Source organism: Blochmannia endosymbiont of Camponotus sp. (assembly GCF_023586365.1).
GTDB lineage: Bacteria > Pseudomonadota > Gammaproteobacteria > Enterobacterales > Enterobacteriaceae > Blochmanniella.
In genome coordinates this window covers 670,277-694,571 of record NZ_CP097759.1, presented here as the reverse complement: position 1 = coordinate 694,571, position 24,295 = coordinate 670,277, and the positions used below count along the sequence as shown (strand labels likewise).

The 24,295-nt window shown below is 27.8% G+C and carries 21 protein-coding genes; 10 read left to right on the top strand and 11 right to left on the bottom strand.

What is annotated here, in order from left to right:
• Positions 1-265: 265 nt before the first annotated feature.
• From metF to rpmE, 3 genes are all read right to left on the bottom strand, one after another.
• Complete coding sequence (gene metF, locus M9407_RS02900) at positions 266-1,159, bottom strand: methylenetetrahydrofolate reductase (protein ID WP_250236992.1); 894 nt, start codon at positions 1,157-1,159, stop codon at positions 266-268.
• A 402-nt stretch (positions 1,160-1,561) separates the two neighbouring features.
• Positions 1,562-2,710: a cystathionine gamma-synthase gene (metB, locus tag M9407_RS02895; protein WP_250236989.1), complete on the bottom strand. Its 1,149-nt coding sequence runs from the start codon at positions 2,708-2,710 to the stop codon at positions 1,562-1,564.
• A 288-nt stretch (positions 2,711-2,998) separates the two neighbouring features.
• Positions 2,999-3,247, bottom strand: coding sequence for a 50S ribosomal protein L31 (gene rpmE / locus M9407_RS02890; protein ID WP_250236987.1), 249 nt, complete (start codon positions 3,245-3,247; stop codon positions 2,999-3,001).
• 1,469 nt (positions 3,248-4,716) lie between these two features.
• Between rpmE and M9407_RS02885 the strand changes: the two genes are divergently transcribed.
• Both M9407_RS02885 and tpiA read left to right on the top strand, forming a co-directional pair.
• The gene (locus tag M9407_RS02885; RefSeq protein WP_250231729.1) at positions 4,717-5,466 is read left to right on the top strand and encodes a ferredoxin--NADP(+) reductase; all 750 of its coding nucleotides are present in this window, start codon (positions 4,717-4,719) and stop codon (positions 5,464-5,466) included.
• 229 nt (positions 5,467-5,695) lie between these two features.
• On the top strand, positions 5,696-6,472 hold the full coding sequence (tpiA, locus tag M9407_RS02880; RefSeq protein ID WP_250236986.1) for a triose-phosphate isomerase: 777 nt from the start codon (positions 5,696-5,698) through the stop codon (positions 6,470-6,472).
• A 166-nt stretch (positions 6,473-6,638) separates the two neighbouring features.
• On the opposite strand, the gene pfkA is transcribed toward tpiA, so the two are convergent.
• From pfkA to M9407_RS02850, 6 genes are all read right to left on the bottom strand, one after another.
• On the bottom strand, positions 6,639-7,601 hold the full coding sequence (pfkA, locus tag M9407_RS02875) for a 6-phosphofructokinase (RefSeq protein ID WP_250236984.1): 963 nt from the start codon (positions 7,599-7,601) through the stop codon (positions 6,639-6,641).
• Positions 7,602-8,284: 683 nt separating this feature from the next.
• Positions 8,285-9,034, bottom strand: a complete 750-nt coding sequence (cysE, locus tag M9407_RS02870; protein WP_250236982.1) for a serine O-acetyltransferase — start codon at positions 9,032-9,034, stop codon at positions 8,285-8,287.
• A 62-nt stretch (positions 9,035-9,096) separates the two neighbouring features.
• On the bottom strand, positions 9,097-10,107 hold the full coding sequence (gene gpsA, locus M9407_RS02865; protein WP_284309694.1) for an NAD(P)H-dependent glycerol-3-phosphate dehydrogenase: 1,011 nt from the start codon (positions 10,105-10,107) through the stop codon (positions 9,097-9,099).
• A 28-nt stretch (positions 10,108-10,135) separates the two neighbouring features.
• Entirely contained in the window at positions 10,136-10,591 is a 456-nt protein-coding gene (gene secB / locus M9407_RS02860; protein WP_250236979.1) for a protein-export chaperone SecB, read from the bottom strand.
• Positions 10,592-10,637: 46 nt separating this feature from the next.
• Positions 10,638-10,913, bottom strand: coding sequence for a glutaredoxin 3 (gene grxC / locus M9407_RS02855; protein ID WP_250236977.1), 276 nt, complete (start codon positions 10,911-10,913; stop codon positions 10,638-10,640).
• 25 nt (positions 10,914-10,938) lie between these two features.
• Positions 10,939-11,376 carry a rhodanese-like domain-containing protein gene (locus M9407_RS02850; RefSeq protein WP_250236975.1) on the bottom strand — a complete coding sequence of 146 codons (438 nt, stop codon included), beginning with the start codon at positions 11,374-11,376 and terminating at the stop codon, positions 10,939-10,941.
• Positions 11,377-11,947: 571 nt separating this feature from the next.
• On the opposite strand from M9407_RS02850, the gene rfaD reads away from it, so the two are divergent.
• From rfaD to coaD, 5 genes are all read left to right on the top strand, one after another.
• The gene (rfaD, locus tag M9407_RS02845; protein ID WP_250236972.1) at positions 11,948-12,910 is read left to right on the top strand and encodes an ADP-glyceromanno-heptose 6-epimerase; all 963 of its coding nucleotides are present in this window, start codon (positions 11,948-11,950) and stop codon (positions 12,908-12,910) included.
• Between the two features lie 18 nt (positions 12,911-12,928).
• Complete coding sequence (gene waaF / locus M9407_RS02840; protein ID WP_250236971.1) at positions 12,929-13,969, top strand: lipopolysaccharide heptosyltransferase II; 1,041 nt, start codon at positions 12,929-12,931, stop codon at positions 13,967-13,969.
• A gap of 22 nt (positions 13,970-13,991) precedes the next feature.
• Entirely contained in the window at positions 13,992-14,966 is a 975-nt protein-coding gene (gene waaC, locus M9407_RS02835) for a lipopolysaccharide heptosyltransferase I (RefSeq protein ID WP_250236970.1), read from the top strand.
• 1,818 nt (positions 14,967-16,784) lie between these two features.
• A complete protein-coding gene (gene waaA / locus M9407_RS02830) occupies positions 16,785-18,068 on the top strand; it encodes a lipid IV(A) 3-deoxy-D-manno-octulosonic acid transferase (protein WP_250236969.1) in 1,284 nt (427 codons plus the stop codon).
• Between the two features lie 718 nt (positions 18,069-18,786).
• Positions 18,787-19,320 carry a pantetheine-phosphate adenylyltransferase gene (gene coaD, locus M9407_RS02825; RefSeq protein WP_250236968.1) on the top strand — a complete coding sequence of 178 codons (534 nt, stop codon included), beginning with the start codon at positions 18,787-18,789 and terminating at the stop codon, positions 19,318-19,320.
• 195 nt (positions 19,321-19,515) lie between these two features.
• Here the strand turns inward: coaD and rpmG are convergent, their stop codons facing one another.
• Together rpmG and rpmB are read right to left on the bottom strand one after the other, a co-directional pair.
• Positions 19,516-19,683 (bottom strand): 50S ribosomal protein L33, encoded by a 168-nt coding sequence (gene rpmG / locus M9407_RS02820; RefSeq protein WP_250236967.1) that lies wholly within the window; start codon positions 19,681-19,683, stop codon positions 19,516-19,518.
• 24 nt (positions 19,684-19,707) lie between these two features.
• Complete coding sequence (gene rpmB / locus M9407_RS02815; protein WP_250236966.1) at positions 19,708-19,935, bottom strand: 50S ribosomal protein L28; 228 nt, start codon at positions 19,933-19,935, stop codon at positions 19,708-19,710.
• A gap of 465 nt (positions 19,936-20,400) precedes the next feature.
• Between rpmB and coaBC the strand changes: the two genes are divergently transcribed.
• From coaBC to M9407_RS02800, 3 genes are all read left to right on the top strand, one after another.
• Positions 20,401-21,609 carry a bifunctional phosphopantothenoylcysteine decarboxylase/phosphopantothenate--cysteine ligase CoaBC gene (coaBC, locus tag M9407_RS02810; protein WP_250236965.1) on the top strand — a complete coding sequence of 403 codons (1,209 nt, stop codon included), beginning with the start codon at positions 20,401-20,403 and terminating at the stop codon, positions 21,607-21,609.
• Positions 21,593-22,045: a dUTP diphosphatase gene (gene dut / locus M9407_RS02805; RefSeq protein WP_250237423.1), complete on the top strand. Its 453-nt coding sequence runs from the start codon at positions 21,593-21,595 to the stop codon at positions 22,043-22,045. Before coaBC ends, dut begins: the two co-directional genes overlap by 17 nt.
• 733 nt (positions 22,046-22,778) lie before the next feature.
• On the top strand, positions 22,779-23,660 hold the full coding sequence (locus M9407_RS02800; RefSeq protein ID WP_250236964.1) for a YicC/YloC family endoribonuclease: 882 nt from the start codon (positions 22,779-22,781) through the stop codon (positions 23,658-23,660).
• The last annotated feature ends 635 nt before the right edge of the window (positions 23,661-24,295 follow it).

The following is a 24,295-nucleotide window of genomic DNA, read 5'->3' as shown; positions in this document are numbered from 1 at the left end:
AACATCTATAACTATATATTCTTTGAAGTTCTATTATTTTCCATCAAAAAATGTTGTATATAGTTTGATTATACAATGCGCATAAAACATATATAATATATTTGACTGATCATGAATCTAATACAATATTTATTATTTATTTGAAAATTCAGCTCTTCGATATACATATATTTAAAAGAATCTAAGAAGTAAATTTATCATGTTTAAATTATGATTTGTGATGGACGTAATCATTTAATTAATTTTTTAAAATATTGCTCATATATTATATTTTTTTATTTTTTATTCCCAAAGTATGACATATTGCATATGTTAAATCTGATCTATTAAGAGTATAGAAATGAAAGTTTCTTACTCCTTCCTTAAGCAAGACTCTGATCATGTCTATTGCTACAAATGTTCCAATCATTTTCTGTGTTTCTAAGTCGTGATCTAATCCATGAAAAATTACATATATCCAATGCGGTATCTTCACTTTAGTAAAAGTGATAAACTGCTGTAGTTGACGAAAATTAAAGATAGGCAATATTCCAGGAATAATTTCTATATCAATCCCAACAGACACACAAAGATCTCTAAATCTTAGATATTGTTCTACATCAAAAAAAAATTGAGTGATTGCTCGATTCGCACCGGCATCTATTTTTTTCTTTAAATTAATTAAATCTGATTGCGCGTTTTTTGCTTCTGGATGTACTTCTGGATAAGCAGCTACTGCAATATCAAAATTCCCAATTTTTTTTAATAAACATACTAAATCAGCAGCATACATAGACGATTGATAGGTTTTTTTCATTTGATCGCCTCTTAATGCAACTATATTATGAATACCATTATTCCAATATTCTTGAGCAATAATTTGTAATGCTTGAGGGGTTTCGTTAATACATGTTAAATGAGGAGCTGCTATTAATCCAGTACGTTTTTTTATGTCTTTAATCGTTTTATCAGTATAATTTCGTGTTCCAGAGTGAGCGCTGTATGTTACAGAAACAAAAATAGGATTCAATGTGCTTAACTTGTTTATAGTTTTCCATAATATTTGTTCCATTTCATCGGTACGTGGAGGAAAAAATTCAAATGAAACATTAATATTTCCTTGTAATTCAGCTAGATATTGATTTAATATCGCTTGTTGGGTGGCATGGAACATGCTCATGTTTCCCTCTTGAAGCTATAAAATAGATGCTTATAGAGATATATCTATTATATAGACCATACACTATTTTTAAAATAAAAATCATCATTACATAATTAATCATTGAGATTAATAATCTAAAAAAAGCTGTATGATGGGTATTTTAACGAATGTTACTCATTGATAAAATATTTCGTTATATATTACATTAGCGCAATAAATTATTATTTCAATTTCTATCGCAGATAGATCCACGATAGAAAACGTTTCATTAATTAAACATAAAGGCTATTTAAAATATTAACTGCATATATGAACTTTGTGATTGCTTAATTAATAAATAAAACTTTATAATAACGCGTCCATTAATGTTTGTTAATAATAAAACTGATTAACAATAGACATAATAGTATGGCGAGATCATCATTGTATTGATGAAAATGCCTGTTCTAAATCAGTAATAAGATCGTCGCTATCTTCTAGTCCTACTGAAACACGAAGCAGCATATCACTGATTCCAGCGCGTTTTCTAGCATGCTCTGGCATAGCAGCATGCGTCATAGTGGCTGGATGAGCAATTAAACTTTCTACCCCCCCGAACGATTCTGCTAATGTAAATAACTTTAATGATCGTAAAAATTGTATTAAAACGGTTTTAGTACCCTTAAGCTCGAAACTAAATATCGATCCAAATCCGCTTTGTTGCTTACAAACAATGTTATACCCAGGGTGAGTGGGTAATCCCGGATAATATAATGCATTGATTTGGGGTTGTTTTTGACAAAAAGCAATAATGTTTTTGGTATTATTTTGTTGTTGATAAACACGCGGCATTAAAGTACGCATACCACGCAACAACTGATAACTATCAAAGGCACTTCCAGTAATACCAAGAGTGTTGCCCCACCAAGTTAATTTTTCCGAAATGTATGTATCCTTAGATATTACTACTCCTGCTATTAAATCCGAATGTCCATTCAAATACTTACTACAAGAATGTACTACTAAATCTGCACCTAAAATTAATGGATTTTGAAATACTGGAGTCATAAATGTATTATCTACAACATATAAGATATCTTTTTGGAAATTGCAAAGAGTATGGATATCTACTATTCGGAGCATAGGGTTACTTGGAGTTTCTATGAAAATTAATTTAGGTTTATATGTTAACGATTTTAATAAAATCTGTGTATCATTTTGGTCAATAAATAGTACTTTGCATACACCTTTTTTGTTTAATGCATCCAATAATCGATAAGTACCTCCATAGCAATCATAAGGCGCTATTAATAAATCGTTTGGTTCAAGCAAAGCAGAACATATCAAATAAATAGCAGACATGCCACTACTTGTCATGATCGCGCTTTTTCCATATTCTAAATCTGATAAAGTTTGCTGAGCTACATCACGTGTAGGATTTTTGCGTCGTGAATAATCATAAGGACGAGGCTGATTTAATCCAAAAAAATTATAAGTAGTTGAAAGAGTAATAGGAGGCACAACACATCCATGTTGTGCGTCGCTATTTAAACCACTTCTAACGCTAATTGTGGATTTCTTTATATTCATAATAATAATTAAACTAACCTATATTTCTAAAAAATACTGATACTTTATAAGTATAGAAATCTTCTATGTGTACGAAAATATTTTTATTAACCAGATTTAATGTAGTTTTATCTAACCACAGTATATACTACATATAAATTACTGGTAATAACTAAAATCTACATATATATTGATATGAATCAATTCCCCCATGAAACTTAATGTACTCATGTTTACTTTTTCTATTAAAGTATAGCATGAATGACTATGATGTTGCATTGTGTTCTTATATATAAGTAAGACCTATATTTATTTTTTATTCAATTTTTTGTCAATCGGTAAAAAATCAGCATTAATAGAAAGATTAAAGCGTTTATTAAAAATGTTTACACGCCCACGTGTATCTAGTATACGTTGTGTACCTGTATAAAATGGATGACACAAATTACACACATCTATATTTAAGTTTCGAGTTAAAGTAGATTTAGTATTAATAACATTTCCACACGAGCAATATGCAGATATTTCGTTGTATTTTGGATGCACATTTTTCTTCATAATATATTCTGATATCAACTAAATATTCATGTTTCTGATAAACTGATATGTTATCATAATAAACATAAATTATAAATTTATTTTATGCGCTTAATAGGTTATGATGTTTGTACGTTCATATATAACTAAATATTTCTATTCATTAAAATTATTATTGTATATTTGATCTATTTAAATACATGTTCGTGATAAATTTTATACAAAATTCATAATATTTATTGCTGTACTTACAGCGACACTATTAAATGACAAAAGTAATTCATGACCTATTGTTGCTAATATATTAGCAACAATTTAATAAAATTCTTACTTATATATGGTTGAAATAAAAAATTTTGCTATATCTTACACATCGGTATCTATTCTGATAACAATTCAAACTATTTTTTGATGTTTATCATTACAAATAATCTATTGAAATTGTATATACAACCACGTGAGTATATATATTTATATTCACAAACGTACAATACCCTAATCTCATCAAATAATACAAATATTTACTTTATGTAATAAGTTTTGATAGAATAATAATTGTTGAATTTTTAAAATTGAATATAGGGTACTAATAAATATCCATTTCATAATATGTATAAATGTAGCAAATACAATATACGCTACTTATAGTCGCGTTTTTTCATAAATACAACATATACAATTATATGATAATAGATGTTTTTATCTAATCAATACGCAGTCTTATGTGTTTTCTGGAAACATATAGTTAGTTGTAAATTACAACAATGAGTTTTATAAGGTATTATGCACATTTATAATCGCTTTAAATCAACTATTATATTCAATAAACTAAATTTGAAACAAGTATGCAACATAGTTGTTGTTCAGGGCGATCAGAATACGTATGTTTTTATTTATGACTGTAAGTTTTATTAAAAACTAACATAAATTGTCATGTATTTATTAATATAAATAGTAATGTACGATCTTTATGGTAGTAAAGCTTATAAAAATTACAACTACAATTATTTATATAATGAAAATATATTTTCAAAAAATAATCAAATTATTAAAGTAACATTGATTTGAGTAACTTAAATTCTAAATCGCTATAGATTAGTTCATACATGTTGTGACGAATATAATTAAAAAATATTACTACTATATAAGTAGTATCGCTATAATGGTTGTTGCTACGTTATTTGTAGTGTTTGGTTTTATAAATAAAAGAGCTTTTACATAGAATGATTTTTATGAAAATTGCGATGTTAAAATATCTGATTAAATGTACTATTGTTTTAATGTCATAAAATTACATTCCATCGAATAGTTAATAATTACGGATATTCTTATGTTGATTTTTTTTAGATAAAATTTTTATGTCGAAATCTTGTGTTAGTTTTTAAGGGGTAGATAATAATGGATATAAATTTCAATACTGATTCTGATTATACCAATGAAGTTACTTAATACGATTAAATATTGAATATAACTGAATACGGGTAAATTTTATGTCTACATGGGTCATCGGAAAAATTATTAATATAAAAAATTGGACAGATCAGTTGTTTAGTCTTATTGTACGAGCTCCAGTAAATACATTTGTCGCTGGGCAATTTACTAAAATAGGGATCAAGATAAATAATATAATCGTACAACGTGCTTATTCATATCTTAATGCTCCGCATAATCCAAATCTAGAATTTTACATAGCTACTGTATTAAAAGGGAAATGTACCCCATTGTTATGTACTTTACGTCCCGGTGATACTCTGATGCTTACTAAAAAAGCATACGGACGTTTCATACTCAATGAAATTCCAAATTGTAAAAATTTATGGATGTTGGCTAGCGGGACAGGGATTGGCCCATATTTATCAATACTCGAAGATCATGATAAAAGATTGTGTCAATTTTCAAATATTGTATTAGTACATGCAGTGAGGTTTTCTAAAAATTTAAATTATTTATCTCAAATAAGAAAATTACAAAGCTTTTATAATGGTAAATTACATGTGCAAACAATCATAAGTCAAGAAGAATCGTCTAGTTCACTTTTTGGACGTATACCTGCTTTGATAAAAAATGACTCTTTAGAAAAAAAAGTAGGATTACAATTGGATATTAACAATAGTCACGTGATGTTATGCGGAAATCCACAAATGATACAGGATACTAAGGAAATATTGAATAAAAAATACGGAATGAAAGATCATTTACGATGTAAACCAGGTCATGTTACTCAAGAACGTTATTGGTAATATAAACACGGTGATCATATATTACAATTGTAACTGACAGTATGTTACAAAACTATCTATTATCGTGCATCTTTTATAATACCAGCATGTTGCAATGCACAATTACGCATTTTTTTAAGTATATACATGCTAGTCGTGTAATACATAGTATTATATTGTTTAATGCGAATTAAACATTGATTGCTCATCATACATTATTATTATGAAGTATTTCTATAGGAGAGATGATGTGAGGCGTTTATTGGTAATAGGAAACTGGAAATTAAATGGCAATAAAAATACTATAACTAATTTAACTATTGCATTAGTTAATGAATTTTATAATATTTCTAAATGTAGTGTAGCTATAGCTCCTCCTGTGATGTATTTAGATGTGGTTAAGCGTTATTTATTGAATAGTCATATTCAGTTATGCGCTCAAAATGTTGATATTCATTTATCTGGAGCGTTTACCGGCGATATTTCAGCAGAAATGTTACAAGATCTTAACACACGATATGCTCTGATAGGCCATTCTGAACGGAGAATACATCATAAAGAAAATGATGCAGATATTGCTAAAAAATTTTTTATCATAAAAAAAGTTGGATTAATTCCTATTTTATGTATAGGAGAAAATAAAAAAGAATACGATTCTGGATACACACAGTCAGTGTGTATTAATCAAATTAAAACAGTCATTAAATTACTCGGTATAGAAGCATTTAAGAATTCAGTTATTGCTTATGAACCTATATGGGCTATAGGAAGTGGTGTTAGCGCATCTCCAGAAAACGTGCAATTAGTTCATAAATCAATCCGGGATTATATTGCAAGTTATGACGCATCTATAGCTGACAACATAACGATTCAGTATGGAGGTTCTGTCACACCAGAAAATGTTATTCAATTTTTTGATCAAAAAGATATTGATGGTGTATTAGTAGGAGCCGCTTCTTTAAACGCGAATAGTTTTTCTATGATTGTACAAACTGCTGAAAAACATAAGAAACCATATCCTGATTAACAATATTTCGGAAATATGCTAATATAATACATTGTTGATAACAAATAACGATATTAACAGTTCAAAAAACTAAATAAGTGATGATTTGAATAAGCTATACATAATCAGATTATATAAATGATAGTATTATTTAAGAAATAAGTTATTTGTGATAATTATAAATAATTTAAAATAGTTTTTTGGCTGTTCTCAATAAATCCCGACGGAATGGACGTTGCATATGTTGTATAGCATCGTTAATATCGTGATGTACCAATTTTTCATTTTGTACCCCAATACAGCGTCCTACATAACCTTTTAATAACAGATCAATAGAATATGCTCCCATCCGAGACGCTAGAATACGATCATATGCAACAGGTTTGCCTCCACGTTGGATATATCCTAAAACGGTAGCACGAGTCTCTCTACCAGTCTTTTCTTCAATATATCGCGCTAAATAAAATACATTACAAATACGTTCTGTAATAGCTACTATTGCATGTTTTTTCCCTTTAGAAATACCAGATTTAATTTCGTTTACTAGATCTTGTGGGTTAAATTTTACTTCAGGGACTACAATAAATTCACATCCCCCAGCTATTGCTGCCGCCATAGTCAAATCACCGCAACAACGCCCCATTACCTCTACAATAGAAATACGTTGATGCGAAGAAGATGTGTCACGCAATCTATCAATTGCATCAACAATTGTTTCTAAAGCTGTAAAATAACCAATGGTGTAATCAGTTCCAGCAACATCGTTATCAATAGTCCCAGGCAATCCGATACAAGGAAATCCTATATCACTCAATCTCTTAGCGCCTAAATAAGATCCATCTCCTCCAATGATTATGAGAGCATCGAGGCTACGTTGATTGATATTATTGATAACTATTGTTCTAGTGGCATCTTCTTTAAATTCAGGAAAACGAGCAGAACCAAGAAAAGTTCCACCGCGATTTATTATGTCTGAAACACTACGACGACTCAATTGTATCATTCGATCTTGAAATAATCCTAAATAACCGTCATGTATTCCATATACTTCTAGTCCTTCAGAAAGACCTGCCCGCACTACACCTCGAATAGCGGCATTCATTCCTGGAGAATCCCCGCCGCTTGTTAATACTCCTACTCTTTTTATCATAAACACAGAACTCTATTATGTTATAATATACAGCAGACTATAATTATGTAAATATACGAAAATAAAAGGCTATATCAAATATATACAACAGTTATATGTGAAATTGTTACTAGTTTTAATTTATTAATATTTAATCAAATTAAAAAAATTTATCTAATATGTTTTCTAAATATTGAACATTGGAAGTATTATTTATTTTAATTATTGTTATGATAACAATGTGCATGTATTTGCTTGTAATTAAATACTGTAATTTTGTACATCTATGATATTTTCTTGATATTGATAATATCTCTATATTAGTAAACGGATTCAATTACATGAATCATATCACAAGGATTATCTTGTAAAGTATTGAAATACGAAAAGAATATATATATATATCAATATAACTGATATATCGAATATACGATTATTTTAAATCTCATATACAATGCATCAAATTGCATGTATTTAAATAAAATTACATATTAAGTGTAATACATCTGCGTTTTCCGGGCACATTATTAATTTTGTAATAAAAAAATATTGAATATCTTTTATATGTTAATTATTACATAAATATATAAACTTTTTAGATACTTGATATGTGCAGTGGTATCTAAAATTATATTTAGTAACAGTAGTGTGTATAATACAATATATATATATTTTTATATGTAGCAAGGCTTATTAAGTTATTGTTATTTATTAATTTTTTTTATAAGTCTAGCGGGTTTTCCTGCGACTGTAGCATGAGGCGGTACAGAGTGTAGTACGACAGAACCAGCTCCAATTTTAGCCCCATATCCTACTTCAATATTACCTAAAATAATAGAACCAGCTCCAATCATTACTTTTTGTCTAATTTTAGGATGACGATCACCACTTATTTTTCCGGTTCCGCCTAAGGTTACAGATTGCATTATAGATACATTATTTTCTATGACTGATGTTTCTCCGATCACTACTCCAGTTGCATGATCTATCATAACCCCGTATCCGATACTTGCTGCAGGATGAATGTCCACATTAAAAATAGTGGAAATATGATTATAAAAATACATAGCTAATTCTTGACGATTATGCGTCCATAGCCAATGAGAAATACGATACGCTTGCAATGCATGGAATCCTTTTAAATATAAAAAAGGAGTAAAATATTTAGTGACAGATGGATCGTTTAAACGTATTGCATAAATGTCTTGTGCAGCAGAAGTAATGATATTATCATCGGCTCCGCATATATCTTCTAATATCTTAGTTATAGTAATTGTAGATATATCTGTGTTAGTTAATTTTTTAGATAATATATAAATTAATGCATCTTTAAAGTTTGTGTGCCTTAATAGGGTCGTATATATGAAATTAGTCAACATAGGTTCAGAGTCAATTAGCAATCTTGCTTCAATTTGAATATTACTCCAAACTATTTCTAATATATTTAAAGTCATACATTTACCTGATCATCGTAGTATGAATGATAATTCAAATCTAATTATTAATTATTTAACTATTAATTTTCTTCTTTTTGTGTACGTTCCAATAAAGAATGAGCTGCATCATGAACATTTTTATTTTGATATAGTATCTGATATGTTTGTTCGGTAATGGGCATATCCACTTTGTATTTCATGGATAACATATGTACTTCTTTTATGTTATGAAATCCTTCTATTATTTTTCCAACATTTTTTTGAGCATGATGTATCTCGAAACCCTGTCCCAATAATACTCCAAAGCGACGATTACGTGATTGATTATCAGTGCAAGTTAATATCAAATCTCCTAATCCAGCTAGGCCTATAAAAGTGTCTGGTATCGCTCCAATTGCTATACCGAGACGAGACATTTCTACTAAACCTCGCGTAATTAATGCTGTCCGCGCATTGGATCCAAACCCTATGCCATCAGAAATACCTGCTCCAATAGCAATAATGTTTTTTACTACTCCAGCTATTTGAATACCAATAGTATCTGTGTTGCTGTATATTCTGAAATTTTTACTACAATGTAGTGTATTTTGTAGATCATAATTTAATATAGTATCATTAGAAGCTAGTGTTATCGCCGTGGGTAATCCCATAGCGAGTTCCCTAGCGAAAGTTGGACCAGATATAATTGCAATAGAAATATTTTTTCCTAAAATATCATATGCTACATCTTGTAATAAACGTCCAGTTTTTGGTTCTAAACCTTTAGATGCTATGATGATACGAGTGTTGCTCTTTAAATTTGGTTTTAATCGCATCAAAACATGACCAAATACACGACTTGGAACCGCAATCAATAAATTTCGGCAAGTAGATAAAGCTACAGACAACGATTTCTCTAAATACAATGATGGCGGAAAAGAAATCCCGGGTAAATAGGCGTGATTACATCGATTAATTTGGAGTTTTTGAATATGATCTGCATTATGCCCCCATAATAATACGGTATGACCGTTTCTAGATAATGCAATGGCCATGGCCGTTCCATAGGAACCTGCCCCAATGATGGTTATATTAGGATATCTAATAGACACAATAATTTAAACTGACTGTTTTAGTATATTAAATTTTAAGTGTATCATCACATTTCTTTTGTAAGGACTGCACAAATAAAATATCGAAATTAATTGGATCTAAGTTAAGTTGAGGGAAAGTGCCTCTAGACACTTGGTTGCTGATGCATTCACTAGCATAGGGGAATAAAATACCCGGGCAATGTACGTTAAAACAACGTATCATTTGTATTTTATTTAGTCCTGAAATATTAAAAATTCCAGCTTGTTTTACTTGACATAAAAAAGCTGTATCTTCCCCAATTTTTGCAGTAACAGTAACACGTAATACTACTTCGTACATGTTAGTGTGAATATTCTTAGCATCACTATTTAAATCTACCTTAATTTTTGGATCCCAATTTATTTGAAACACTCCAGGAGTGTTCGGCGCTTCAAATGAAATATCTTTAGTATAGATTCTTTGTATATGAAATAAGACATTATTACTGTTGTTTTTCAACACAAAAAACCCCCCAATACATCTCGATTTAATAAGTAATCATAATTTATTAACTCTTTGTATTTATTAAGATTAGATCTAATTTTCCCTGGTCATTTAAAAGTACCAAATCATCTGATCCTCCAATATGTAGATCATCTATAAAAATCTGCGGAAATGTAGTGCGGCCACCAGAGCGCTGCCTCATTTCTATATTTAGATTATCTGATAAGTTACTGCAATCTACAGAAATTTCTCTAAAATCTAAAGATTTTTTTGTTAACAATGCTTTGGCTCGTTCACAGTAAGGACAATCTTTTTTTGTGTAAATTTCAATATAAGCCATTTTTTATTCTCATTATTTTAACGCTTTATTTTTTTAATAAAAGAGGAAAATTATCAGCTTTCCAGCCGACTATCCCACCATGTAGTACATATATTTCTTCAAATTTCAATTTATACAGATGTTGTTTAATTGAGTGTGCTAGCGCATTATTATCGTGTACAATAATCAATGGATGCTGTTTAAACCTTTTAAATTTACAAATATTATTATTTTTAATTTCTTCTATTGAAACATTAATGCTGTTTGTTATATGTCCCGAATGATAATCATCTTGACTACGAATATCTATTACTATCGCATTTTTTTTATTCATTAGATAAATTGCTTTATCACGTAATATTTCAGAAGACCCGAATAACCAACTATTAATTGTAGTGTATAACACTGCGATTAACAAAAGCGTCCATATAATACTGAGTATTATATGGCGTTGTAAAAATGTTATTATTTCTTGAATATACATAGATTGTAGACTTGGTTGAAAAATAAATCTTACATAATATACTAAAACTTATTTATATCATGGAGTGTCACATATATTTTTTTAATAAAGATGGAAAAATTATGAATCATTACGATATTACCGCGATAATAAATATGTTTTACATTTGATAACATGATACCAAATTAATATATAAACATCATGAATGAGTATAAACACACATATACTGATTTTATGTCACAAGCGCATCATAAAATCAGTATATTCTATGTTAAAGTAGAAAACTAGTACATTTTTTTTTGAATAATTCAATAAATAAAGTTATTTGTGATATATTCTCATCCTGAGTAGTTTATACACCAGACAATAGCAAATAATTTTTTTGCATTGTATTTTCTGTAATGATTCTGGAAATAATATAATCGAAAATTGTGGAGTTACTATATGTATATATTATACAGTAAATAACTTAAGGTTATATACTTTTCCATTAAATATTAAAACACTATTTTTATGATGTTGTGTTATATAAAATAATTTAAATTTATTGTATTAATTGTATTTAGGTATGCATGTAATTATGTGAGAATGTATGATTGTAGTCACTGGCGGAGCAGGGTTTATAGGTTGCAATATTATTAAGTCTTTAAATAAAATTGCATACAAAAATATTTTGGTGGTAGATAATTTAAAGAATGGAAAAAAATATAACAATCTGAAGAATTTGTATATTTCGGACTATATAGATAAAAATTGTTTTATCAATAATATACTGAATAATCCTGTTAATTCTTATATTAAGGATATAGCCGTAGTGTTTCATGAAGGAGCCTGTTCTTCTACTACTGAATGGGACGGTAAGTATATGATGGAGAATAATTATCAATATTCTAAAGATCTATTATTTTATTGTGTTAAAAACAAAATTCCTTTTATATACGCTTCTTCTGCGTCAGTATATGGTAAAGATACCAGAGTGCTTCTGCAGTCCCATACATATGAACAACCCATGAATATATACAGTTATTCCAAATTTCTATTTGATCAATATGTGCGCTCTATATTGCCAAAAGTTGCATCTCAGGTTTGCGGATTAAGATATTTTAATGTTTATGGTCCCTGTGAAGCACATAAAGGCAGTATGGCTAGTATAATATTTCAATTATATCGACAAATTATCAGCAAAAAACACCCAACACTATTTATTGGAAGTAAACAGTTAAAACGAGATTTTATACATATTGAAGATATAGTTGATATAAATCTTTGGGCATGGAATAATAACATATCTGGAATTTTCGATTGTGGAACAGGAAAATCTGAATCATTTGAGTGCATTGCTAATATCGTATTAAGTTTTTTTGATCAAAATATGACCATTAAATATATTTCTATGCCAAAACAAATTCGTGATCATTATCAAATATTTACTCAGGCAAATATCTCTCAGTTAAGAGAGGCGGGTTATTGTAAAAAATTCCTTGACCTTCATCAAGGTATATGTCGTTATTTAAATTGGTTATCATGCAATAATGTTGAGCATTGTAATAATTAAGTGAATGAAATTTTCGTTGTGAAAATATTAGTTATTAGTCCTTCATGGATTGGCGATACCATGATCTCACATAGTATGTATCGATTGTTGATTAAGAAATACCGTTCCAACATTAAGATTGATGTCCTTACTCCGATGTGGTGCAAGGATTTATTTAATCATATGCCTGAAATTAATCAAATATTATTTATTCCTTACGAGCATGGGGTTTTAGAGCTATCGAAATGTTATCATCTCGGAAAATTTTTAAAAAATGAGAAATATCAACAAGCGATAATATTACCTAATTCATTTAAATCTGCTTTAATACCGTTTTTTGCAGGTATTCCGGTTCGGACTGGATGGTGTGGAGAAATGAGATATGGTATACTGAATGATTTGAGAATACTTAACAAAAAATTATTCCCATTAATGGTACAACGTTATGCCGCTTTGGCATGTGATTATAATGTTACGAAAAATTTTTATAATTTACCTTGTCCACTACCGTTACCTCAATTAAATGTAAATGAAAAAGAAATTGAAGATATATTGTACAAATTTAATTTGTATTGTCACAGAAAATCATTGATTGGTTTATGCCCGGGAGCGGAATTTGGATTAGCGAAAAGTTGGCCTCATTATCATTACATAACATTAGCTATTCGATTGATTCATTATGGATATCATGTAGTAATATTAGGATCACCTAAAGATCAATTAATTAATAGATTTATTAAACATAGTATTCTTAAGAATATGAAACAACACTGTAACAATCTTATAGGAATTACATCATTAGGAGAAGCTATTGCAATAATAGCGGCCTGTACAGGAATTGTTAGTAATGATTCTGGTTTAATGCATGTAGCTTGCGCATTAAAACGCCCTGTAATAGGGCTGTATGGACCTAGTAATCCTCAGTTTACTCCGCCTTTATTTTCTCAATCTATTGTGATTCGTCATATGCAAGGATATTATACTATGCGCAATGGTGATAGCCTATATGGCTATCATAGCAGTTTAATGGATATTACTCCAGATCAAGTTTTGAGGGCATTAAAAACATTATTACATTGATTAATCAAGCAAGATAATTGTCATGAAAGTGTTAATTATAAAAATTTCTTCTATGGGAGATATTATACATACTTTACCTGCAGTTACTGATGCATCAAATATTGTACCAAATATATTATTTGATTGGATTGTAGAAGAAACTTTTTCTGAAATTCTTGGATGGCATCCAGGAATACATCAAATTATTCCTATAAACCTTAGATCTTGGATAAAAAATTGGTATAAACTGTCTTCATGGAAGAAATATAGTGAATGTTGTATACAATTAAAAAAAAAATATGATGTGATTATCGATGCTCAAGGTTTATTGAAGACATCATTGTTAGTAACATGTATGACATGTGGCAAAAAACATGGTATGGACTATATAAGTGTACGAGAATCTATTAGTTCTTTGTTTTATCATGAACGACATTATTCCAATAAAAATCAACACGCTGTAGAACGCATTCGACAGCTTTTTTCTCTCAGCTTAAAATATCCTGTGCCATCTTATATAGGCAAGTATAATATTGAACATTTATTTCCTCCGCAAAAACATCATGCTCCTTATTTAATATTTTTCCATTCTACTACTAAATTTGAAAAACTTTGGCCGGAATTGCATTGGAGTATTATTGCTCAATTTGCTATTGATGCAGGATATCGCATTAAATTACCTTTTTGGACAAAAAGTGAAGAATTACGTACCCATCGGTTAGCGAGATTACATTGCAACCAAATAATAATTTTACCACAATTAACGCTACAAGAGATTGCTATCCAAATATCTGGAGCAACAGCGGTAATATCTGTTGATACTGGACTGAGTCATTTGACAGCAGCGCTCGGTTGCCCTAACGTAACATTATATGGCCCAACTAATCCTAAATTAATTGGAACATATGGACAAAACCAAATCGTCTTACGATCTTCAACTAAAAAAATGAAACACTTGACCCCTGTACACGTCTGGGAATCATTCCAAAAAATTTTAAATTTAAAATATATTTTATAACATTTTTTAATTTTTTTATATTAACCTTATGTTAATTGTAATGCTTTGATTATAAATGGATGTTTTTTGTTTAATAAAAATATCTCGCTCATTAGGAGCGATAGTGTTCATATGATTTAAAAGTAAATAATTGTATTTCCATAAAAGAATAATATCATAAAAAATTATATTGTTTATGATGAACATTAGTATTTTTAAATTAAGATTATTTAACATTCGATCATAATTACTTCAAAGCATTTAGGTCTAATTAATGAATTAATGACTTTTTTAAGAAAAAACACCAAAATTTCTTCATCATTCTAGCACTGTGATATTCTTGAAATCGTATTGATGTAAAATTTGAACATAATTCTAAAATATTAGATTTTTAGAACATCTTCATTGTGTATATTTATTATTTTTAATCATTTAATATTATTTAAGGAAAATTAAAATTTACAGATAATAACAGATATTAATTTTTTCGATTAAATAAAAAAATATTTTTATTATTTTTTTAAAAATATTATAATTAAAGCATATGATACTGTTAATTTTATTATTGACATTTTACTAAAAATTTTTATTTTATAAATAAAATAATAAGATATAATCAGGTTTATGCATATAAAAACAAATGCATTTACAATCTAATCCGATAAGTGATTAACATATATTTTATATATAATTCATATATAATATCTGGGAAATTTCTATAGTAGTTAGTAACTATGTGGCAATACTGAAAATATTATATATAGTAATCATACTCTTTATCCTGTGTCAGTGAAGATTTGCATCCAATACTATGAAGCAAACAGTTGCGAAATATATATTTCATCATACATAGTTACGTGGTTATAATATAAGTTATTTTTATCATTTAAAATTGCAATATAAATATACTAACGTAAAAAAATAAATTTCTCAAAATATTTAAAATTATAAAAATAAGATTATTTTTAACATAATTTTATTCTGAATGAGCAATTCGTTTCTATCATTACGTTGCGGCGGAAATAGATAAATATACGATAAAATTAAAAGAATAAAGTACATACGCCAGTTTAATTTTATTGTTTAATTTTTAATAATGTAATTTATATATATGTACCATATATATAAATTACAATAAAATTAATTTTTATATATTTTTATAAATTTGAATAAATAAATTTTGTTTAAATACAAAATAGTAACAAGTAATAAAAAATTATTTTTCAAGCAACTTGAAATAAATTTCATTATATATATCAATAAAATTTTCAAATTTGTGAATTTTGTAGTATTAATGATAACTACGTAATAGGTTTTTAAATTAAATTCAATATATGATTGATGTAAATACAAATTCTTAATGTAAAAATAATATGTTTATATTATATGTATTTATTTGAATGATTAATTTAAGTTTTCAGTTATATAAAAAATAATCAGATTTTATAGTTTATGTAATCTATTTATTATAAATATCGTTTTTATAAATATTGTATAAATGATCGATGATTGTCGTAATTAACAAGTCATATGAATGATTCAATAAATGTTAAATCAGTAATTAATGGGTTTTATATATACAATATAATATTTAGTTTTAAAGGATATTTATGAGAATTTATTATTTTTTGATTTAAAGTAAAAAATATTTTATAAACATAATTTATTAAAAAATAGAAGAAACATAGGGTATGTTACTCAGATAGGTTATTTTTTAAAATTTATATAGGTATTGACCATCAAAATATATTGTATCCAGCATAGCTATATGGGTAAATGCAGGTAAAATGATTAAATTAGTAATTATGAATATAATAATTGATTATTTTGAGATATTATATGTTTATACTATACATTACAATATATAATATAATAATGTATATTGCTCAGCCTATAATATGGATACGATTGTTATGGCGTAGTAGACGATCGCCAACGTATCGTAAATGTTGGTTGGAGCGCTACGGATTTTATAGAAAATCTATCCAATCTGATGGAATTATTTTACATGCTGTCTCCTTAGGAGAAACATTAGCGGCCACCCCCCTGATACGTGCTTTGCAGCAACGTTATCCGGAAATAACAATCACATTAACCGCGATGACTCCCACAGGGATAGAATTAGCGCGATCTAAATTCAGTCATAATACGCACTGCAGTTATTTACCTTATGACTTACCTGGCGCTATGAAACGATTTATTAATCAAGTTAAGCCGCGATTAGTTATTGCTATGGAAACTGAATTATGGCCAAATCTCATAAATATATTATATCAGCGCAAGATTCCTTTCATTATTGCTAATGCTCGATTGTCATTTCGCTCTTTTACTGGATATAAAAGATTTAGTTATTTTATTTCATTAATTATGAAACGTATTACTTTAATTGCTGCTCAAAATAAAGAAGACGCTTCTCGATTTCTTAAGTTAGGATTAAAAAAAAATCAATTATTTGTTACAGGTAATTTAAAATGCGATATTGAAATGACCCAGGATTTATTGAATAAAATTTCATTTTTAAAAAAAACTTGGATTAAAAAACGGCAGGTATGGATAGCTAGCAGTACTCATGAAGGGGAAGAGATATTATTACTACAAGCACATAAACGTCTCTTGACAAGGTTTCCTAATTTGCTGATGATTCTGGCTCCACGTCATCCAGAACGTTTTATTAATGTCAAAAATATTACTGAACAAGCTGGATTTTCTTATATCATGAGAAGTGACAAGGTTGCTCCATCTAAAGAAACGCAAGTAATTATTAATGATACTATAGGAGAGTTAATGTTACTATATGGTGTTTCAGATATAGCATTTATTGGGGGCAGTTTAGTAAAACATGGAGGACATAATCCGTTGGAACCAGCAGCACATTCTATTCCATTGATTATGGGGCCGTATACTTTTAATTTTAATGATATTTGCGTTAAATTATGTGAGTCAAATGGATTAATCACAGTCACTGACACGGAATCCTTGGTGAAGGCTATTGCTATGTTGTTAGTAAATCAACAGTGTCGTGTAAACTATGGTCATAGAGCCATCAAGGTACTACAACATAATCAAGGAGCATTACAGCAATTATTGTGTTTATTGGATAATTATTTATTAGTTCAAAAATAACTTGTCATACGATGTTTTGCAAATGGTTATGAATTAATATGACAGTTGTTATTAAATATTAAAATATTTACAAATGACTGTTTATTAAATTAACTATAGCATAAAATTAAGCTAAAAATTGCAATATCTAAAAAGAAATTATCATAATATGTTGAATGAGGCGTAGTGTTATCAAAAAATAATTTTAATGAAAATATAATTTTTGTTTTTTCATATAATCAGAACGATGTTTATCGTAATTTTTACGAATTCATACATAAATAAATATTTAATATTAAAGTTATTTATATTTTTAGGGAAAGGTGTATAATCACAAAAATATTTAATTAATACAGAAAATAACGGACGTGCTCAAAATTTTTATTATGATGTTGTAGGTATAAATATCACTGAAAATGGTTACTATATTTATTTGAAATATTACTGTATCAAAAATCATCGTATTCCATTGTTGGCATAAATATTTCATTAAATATTAACGAAATTTTTATATATATCGAAATATAAATATAAAGCAATTTAATTTATAAAAAGTTTTGATAATTTACTTATGTTCGTGTCAGACTTTCTGATTCAATTATTGAATCAGTTTAGACATTCCAGATTTTCGTTGGGAACTGTATTTTCATATAAATTAAATGTAGTTCAACATATTTGAAATATATATATATATTGTAGTCTTTTTATTTTCAAAAAAACATAAATTATTAAATGTATCATGACAATTCAGGCTATGTATCCAGGAACTTTTGATCCATTAACTTATGGGCATCTAGATATCATTACTAGAGCGCATAAAATTTTTGATGAAATATTTTTAGCGGTAGCTGAAAATTCTCAAAAACATCCTTTGTTTAGTCTTGAAGAACGTGTAATATTTGCAAAGCAAGCAACTGCAATGTTAAATCATGTAACAGTGTTTGGGTTTAATGACCTAATCATAAACGTGATGAAAAAAAAACAAGTGAATATTTTAATTCGTGGAATCAGAACTAGATCAGACTTTGAATATGAAATACAACTTGCAAAAATTAATAATTACTTATCGAATGAGGTAGAGACTGTATTTATAATATCTACAGATATATGGGCATGGCTTTCTTCTAAATTAGTGAAAGAAATTGCTCAATATGGGGGGAGAATAGATCGGTTTATACCTAATTTTATCGCTGAGAAGGTTATTGAAAAACTACGTAATACCGAGAAAAATACAAAAACATTTTGTTTCTCTAAAAAAGACAAAAACACATAGAACTTGAATGCTGTATGTGTAGACGTGATGTTTTTCTGTTGACACTTGTATAAAAATATATGAATATAAACAGCTAATATAGACTTAACGTCATAATGTTTTAAGAATTTAACCTAAATACATTACACAGTCTCAATATGCATTGAGACTGTGTCGTTTTGTAATATATCGTTGGATATTCAACCTCGTCTTTATTTAACTATTCTTACCTTCTATGTATATTACATGTTTTCGAGCAAAAGGATCATATTTTTTTAATGTCATTTTTTCAGAGTTAGTACGTTTGTTTTTTGTAGTGCTATAAAAATGCCCATTCTTAGAAGAAGAAAATAAACGGATTGTTTCTCGTTTTTCTTTAGCCATTGCATTATTCCTAATGAATATTATTTACTTTTTAGTATATATTTTGGTGAAAAAATATTCAATTCCAAACTTATCAATTAATCTTATTCCCTTAGTAGATAATCGTAATGCAATGAAACGTTTCTTACTTGCCACCCAGAAACGATGAGAATGAATATTAGGTGAAAACCAACGCTTCGTTGCGTTCATTGCGTGAGAGCGTTTATTCCCGTTCATAGGACGTTTTCCGGTAACTTGACACACTCGTGCCATATGTTCTCCTCTAAATTTTTGTTTGAACGATTATTTACAACCAAAATAATAAAAACAATTTTTTTTATTTATTCCTATTTTTAGTCTACGAGATTTGACATTATTTAAAGTACTTAATTTAAGTATGTCAAACACATCACAATTGTTAATTTTTTCACTATAAAGCATAAGAAAATTAAATAACGTCAAATACTCACATAGTACCAAATATGTTTAAATACAGTAAATTTAAGTTATTAAATTTTTGTTTTTATTATTGTTTGTATACGTTCCCATACATATGTCTCTATATATAATAGAGTTAAGATGTATTGTATGAAATTTTTATGCTGTGTGCAATGTAATTGCAGATTTTCTGAAACACATGATATTGAGATGATTTAATTTTATTTATACTAACAAAAATTGATAATTTTTGTTAGTATAAATAAAATTAAATCATCTCAATATCATGTGAAATATAATATGACGGGCTTAATTAATAAACATATCATATTAGGAGTAAGCGGTGGTATCGCGGCATATAAAACTATAGATCTTGTACGATGTTTAAAAGAACAAGGTTCAGAAGTAAGAGTGATCATGACAAAATCTGCAAAAAAATTTGTTACTCCCTTAAGTTTACAAACAATATCGTGTCATCCAGTTTTGGACAATTTTCTTACCCCTCAAATAGAAACCACAATGCCTCACATAAAATTAGCTAAATGGGCCGATTTGGTTTTACTTGCTCCGGCTACAGCCAATTTATTAGCTAGATTATCTGTGGGATTAGCTAATGATTTATTATGTAGTTTATGTTTAGCTACAGCGGCTCCCATCGCTGTTGCTCCATCCATGAATCAACAAATGTATAAAGCTATTGCAACTCAAACAAATTTAGATATTCTACGAAAAAGAGGAGTTTTAATATGGGGTCCAGATTATGGATATCAAGCTTGTAATGATATTGGTTATGGACGCATGACAGATCCCAAAGTACTTGCTGAATACGTAGAACATTACTTTTCTCATGATAGCTCTTTAAATCATCTTAATATCATGATTACTGCTGGTCCGACTCACGAAGCCTTAGATCCCGTTCGTTTTTTTACTAATTATAGTTCAGGAAAAATGGGATTTGCTATCGCTCAAGCCGCTGCAGATAAAGGAGCAAAAGTGACATTAATTGCAGGTCCAGTAAATTTACGTACTCCTATTCGAGTGCAACGTATTAATGTTGTTTCTGCGTTAGACATGCAAGAAGCAGTTATGCGGGATATTAATAATCAACAAATTTTTATCGGTTGTGCAGCGGTATCAGATTATCGTATTTGTCATGTTTCTCTTGAAAAGATTAAAAAGAACAAAAATACTTTAAAAATAATTATGGTTAAAAACCCCGATATTGTGGCAGAAGTAGGGTCGTTAATTAAAAACCGTCCTTATGTCGTTGGATTCGCCGCTGAAACTAGTAATATAAAAAAATATGCTCAAGATAAACGTATTAGTAAACATTTGGATTTAATTTGTGCTAATAATATTTCTCATATGAACCAAGGATTCAATAGCGATAATAATGCTTTATATCTATTTTGGAATAAGGGAAGTGTTATATTGCCTTTAAGAAAAAAAAAATTGTTGGCACAACAACTTATTAATGAAATTATTCATCGCTATAATGAAAGTAATTAATGTTAAAATTATTGATAATCGAATTTATAAGCATTTTTATTTGCCAAAATATGCTACATTAGGATCTGCTGGATTAGATTTACCAGCTTGTTTAGATAAACCTTTGACCATTTATCCCGGGAAAACTCATTTAATTTCTACTGGTATTGCGATACACATTTCCGATACAAAAATAGCAGGTGTTATTTTGCCTCGATCAGGCTTGGGGCATAAATATGGTATTGTTTTGGGAAATTTGGTGGGACTCATTGATTCAGATTATCAAGGAGAATTGATAGTGTCTTTATGGAATCGCGGGTCAAAAAAGTATATTGTATATCCTGGAAAACGAATAGCACAATTAGTTTTTATGCCAATAATTCAAGTTGAGTTTTCTATAGTTAAATCATTTATACCTACCGAACGTGGGTCGCATGGTTTTGGGCATTCGATGTAAAATATTATCAATTACATATAATAACGTTCTATACGTATGTTTAAATTATCAATACATATAATTTTATTATATATCTCATTAAGATCATAAGACTAAATTGCATATATTAATATTTGTATATATATCAATAATATTAAATCGTTACATTGTGGTAACTACTGGTTTAGAACTCTTATTGATATAAATTTCAAGTGGTTATTTATTTTTAAAATAATTTGTTGATATTTCATTATTAATAGATGAGCTATGTAAGATATATATGAGGAAAATAAATCTATTATAAATTTACAAATTATTTTATATCAAAAAAATTATTTTAAAAATAAATACAATAAAAATTATTTAACATGTATATGTGTCGTATATAAACTTTAATTTGATACACTTTAAACGTATATATGTTTAATATATTTTATTATGCTATTTCACTAAATAATAACACATTAAATTATTTAATAGATAAAATTGAACGTGTTATTGTAGTGGTATATATTTGTTATATATAAATAATAATTTTGGCAAATTATTATCAATTGCAGTATTGCACATACTACTATTTATTTAATGAATACAATTGTATGGACATGAAAAACATTCAGAATTTTTTAAAAATTATATTGATGTATATAAATATATGGAGCAACAATTTTAATTAAAGAATACATGGCAAAATAGAATTATTATAATTTTAAAATTTATTTTTATATATATTAATAAAATTTAGGTGATTATTATGATTCATAGCATGACCGCTTTTTCAAGGCATGAAGTAAAATATACATGGGGCAATGTTACCTGGGAAATTTGTTCTTTAAATCAACGTTATTTAGATATTCATATCGATTTACCTAAATATCTTTATGGTTTGTCGTGGGTAATTCGTAAAAATATTAAAGATTCTATTATTAGAGGAAGAATAGAATGCACTTTACATATCAAAATAAATAATAATTGCGACAATAATACAGAATCACTTATTCTTAATAAACAATTGGTGCATGATCTTGTGTTATCCGCAAAATGGATAAAAACATTAACGAATGAAGGTGAAATTAATCCGATAGATATTTTATCTTGGCCAGGAGTAATAACGTATAAACAAAATAATTTAAACAATATGAACAACGTTCATTCTGAATTATTAATATGTTTTAAAGAAACATTACATCATTTGATACAAAATAGAGAAAGAGAAGGTATTTTTTTAAAAAATAAAATTATAGAACGATTACATCTAATGTACGCTGAAGTAAACAAAATTCGTCAACATATCCCTAATGTATTAGAGTACAAACGCAAAACACTCTTGGAGCAAATGAAAGATGTTTGCATTTCTTCTGACCCAATACGACTGGAACAAGAGTTATTAATAGTGGCTCAAAAAATTGATATTTCAGAAGAAATAGATCGTCTAATTATTCATATCAAAGAGATGCACCGTATTCTCGATGGAAACGGGGCTGTTGGTAGACAGCTAGATTTTATAATACAAGAGTTACATAGAGAAGCTAATACATTAACTTCCAAATCTATAAATTCTTATATTACTCAATTAGCAATTTCCTTAAAAATACTTATTGAACAAATACGAGAGCAAGCGCAGAACATTGAGTAATATAATCAGAGTACTTACCTATAAAATTTTTTCATATTTAAAAATCTGTATTTGTTATATAACCTGCTAATTTTTATAATTCTTAATTATATTATGATCTTTTCAAATAATGTTTCAGCTTAATTAACCAATCTAATTGAACAGAATATTGAATAATGATATTTAATGTACTTAAACTTCAATTTTATGAGATATATATATATGAAGTAGATTCATTTATTAAAAAATTAAATTTTAATATTATTATTTTTAATAAAAAGTTTTTAATATAATTTTTATACTCCAATCTGTTTTATTTGAGTGCTACATAAATTTATATAGTTAATATTTTACTATAAATTAACTGATATATATCCTTTAATATCACTATTTTTTATAAATACATGTGAATTTAAACGAAAATATATGATTCAATAAAAAATATTATTTTTTATAAAAATATAATTTTTTATTTTTATTTTCATAAAAATATTAAATATTATTTTATATTTTGTAATAAAATTGTTTATATTTTTGATTTAGATCTATTTACTTGCAGATATATAGAATTCTAAGATTAAAAATAAATCATAAAATATAAAAAAATCATTTTTTAATAAATCTATAAGAAGTTTTATTTTTCCGATAGTCATATT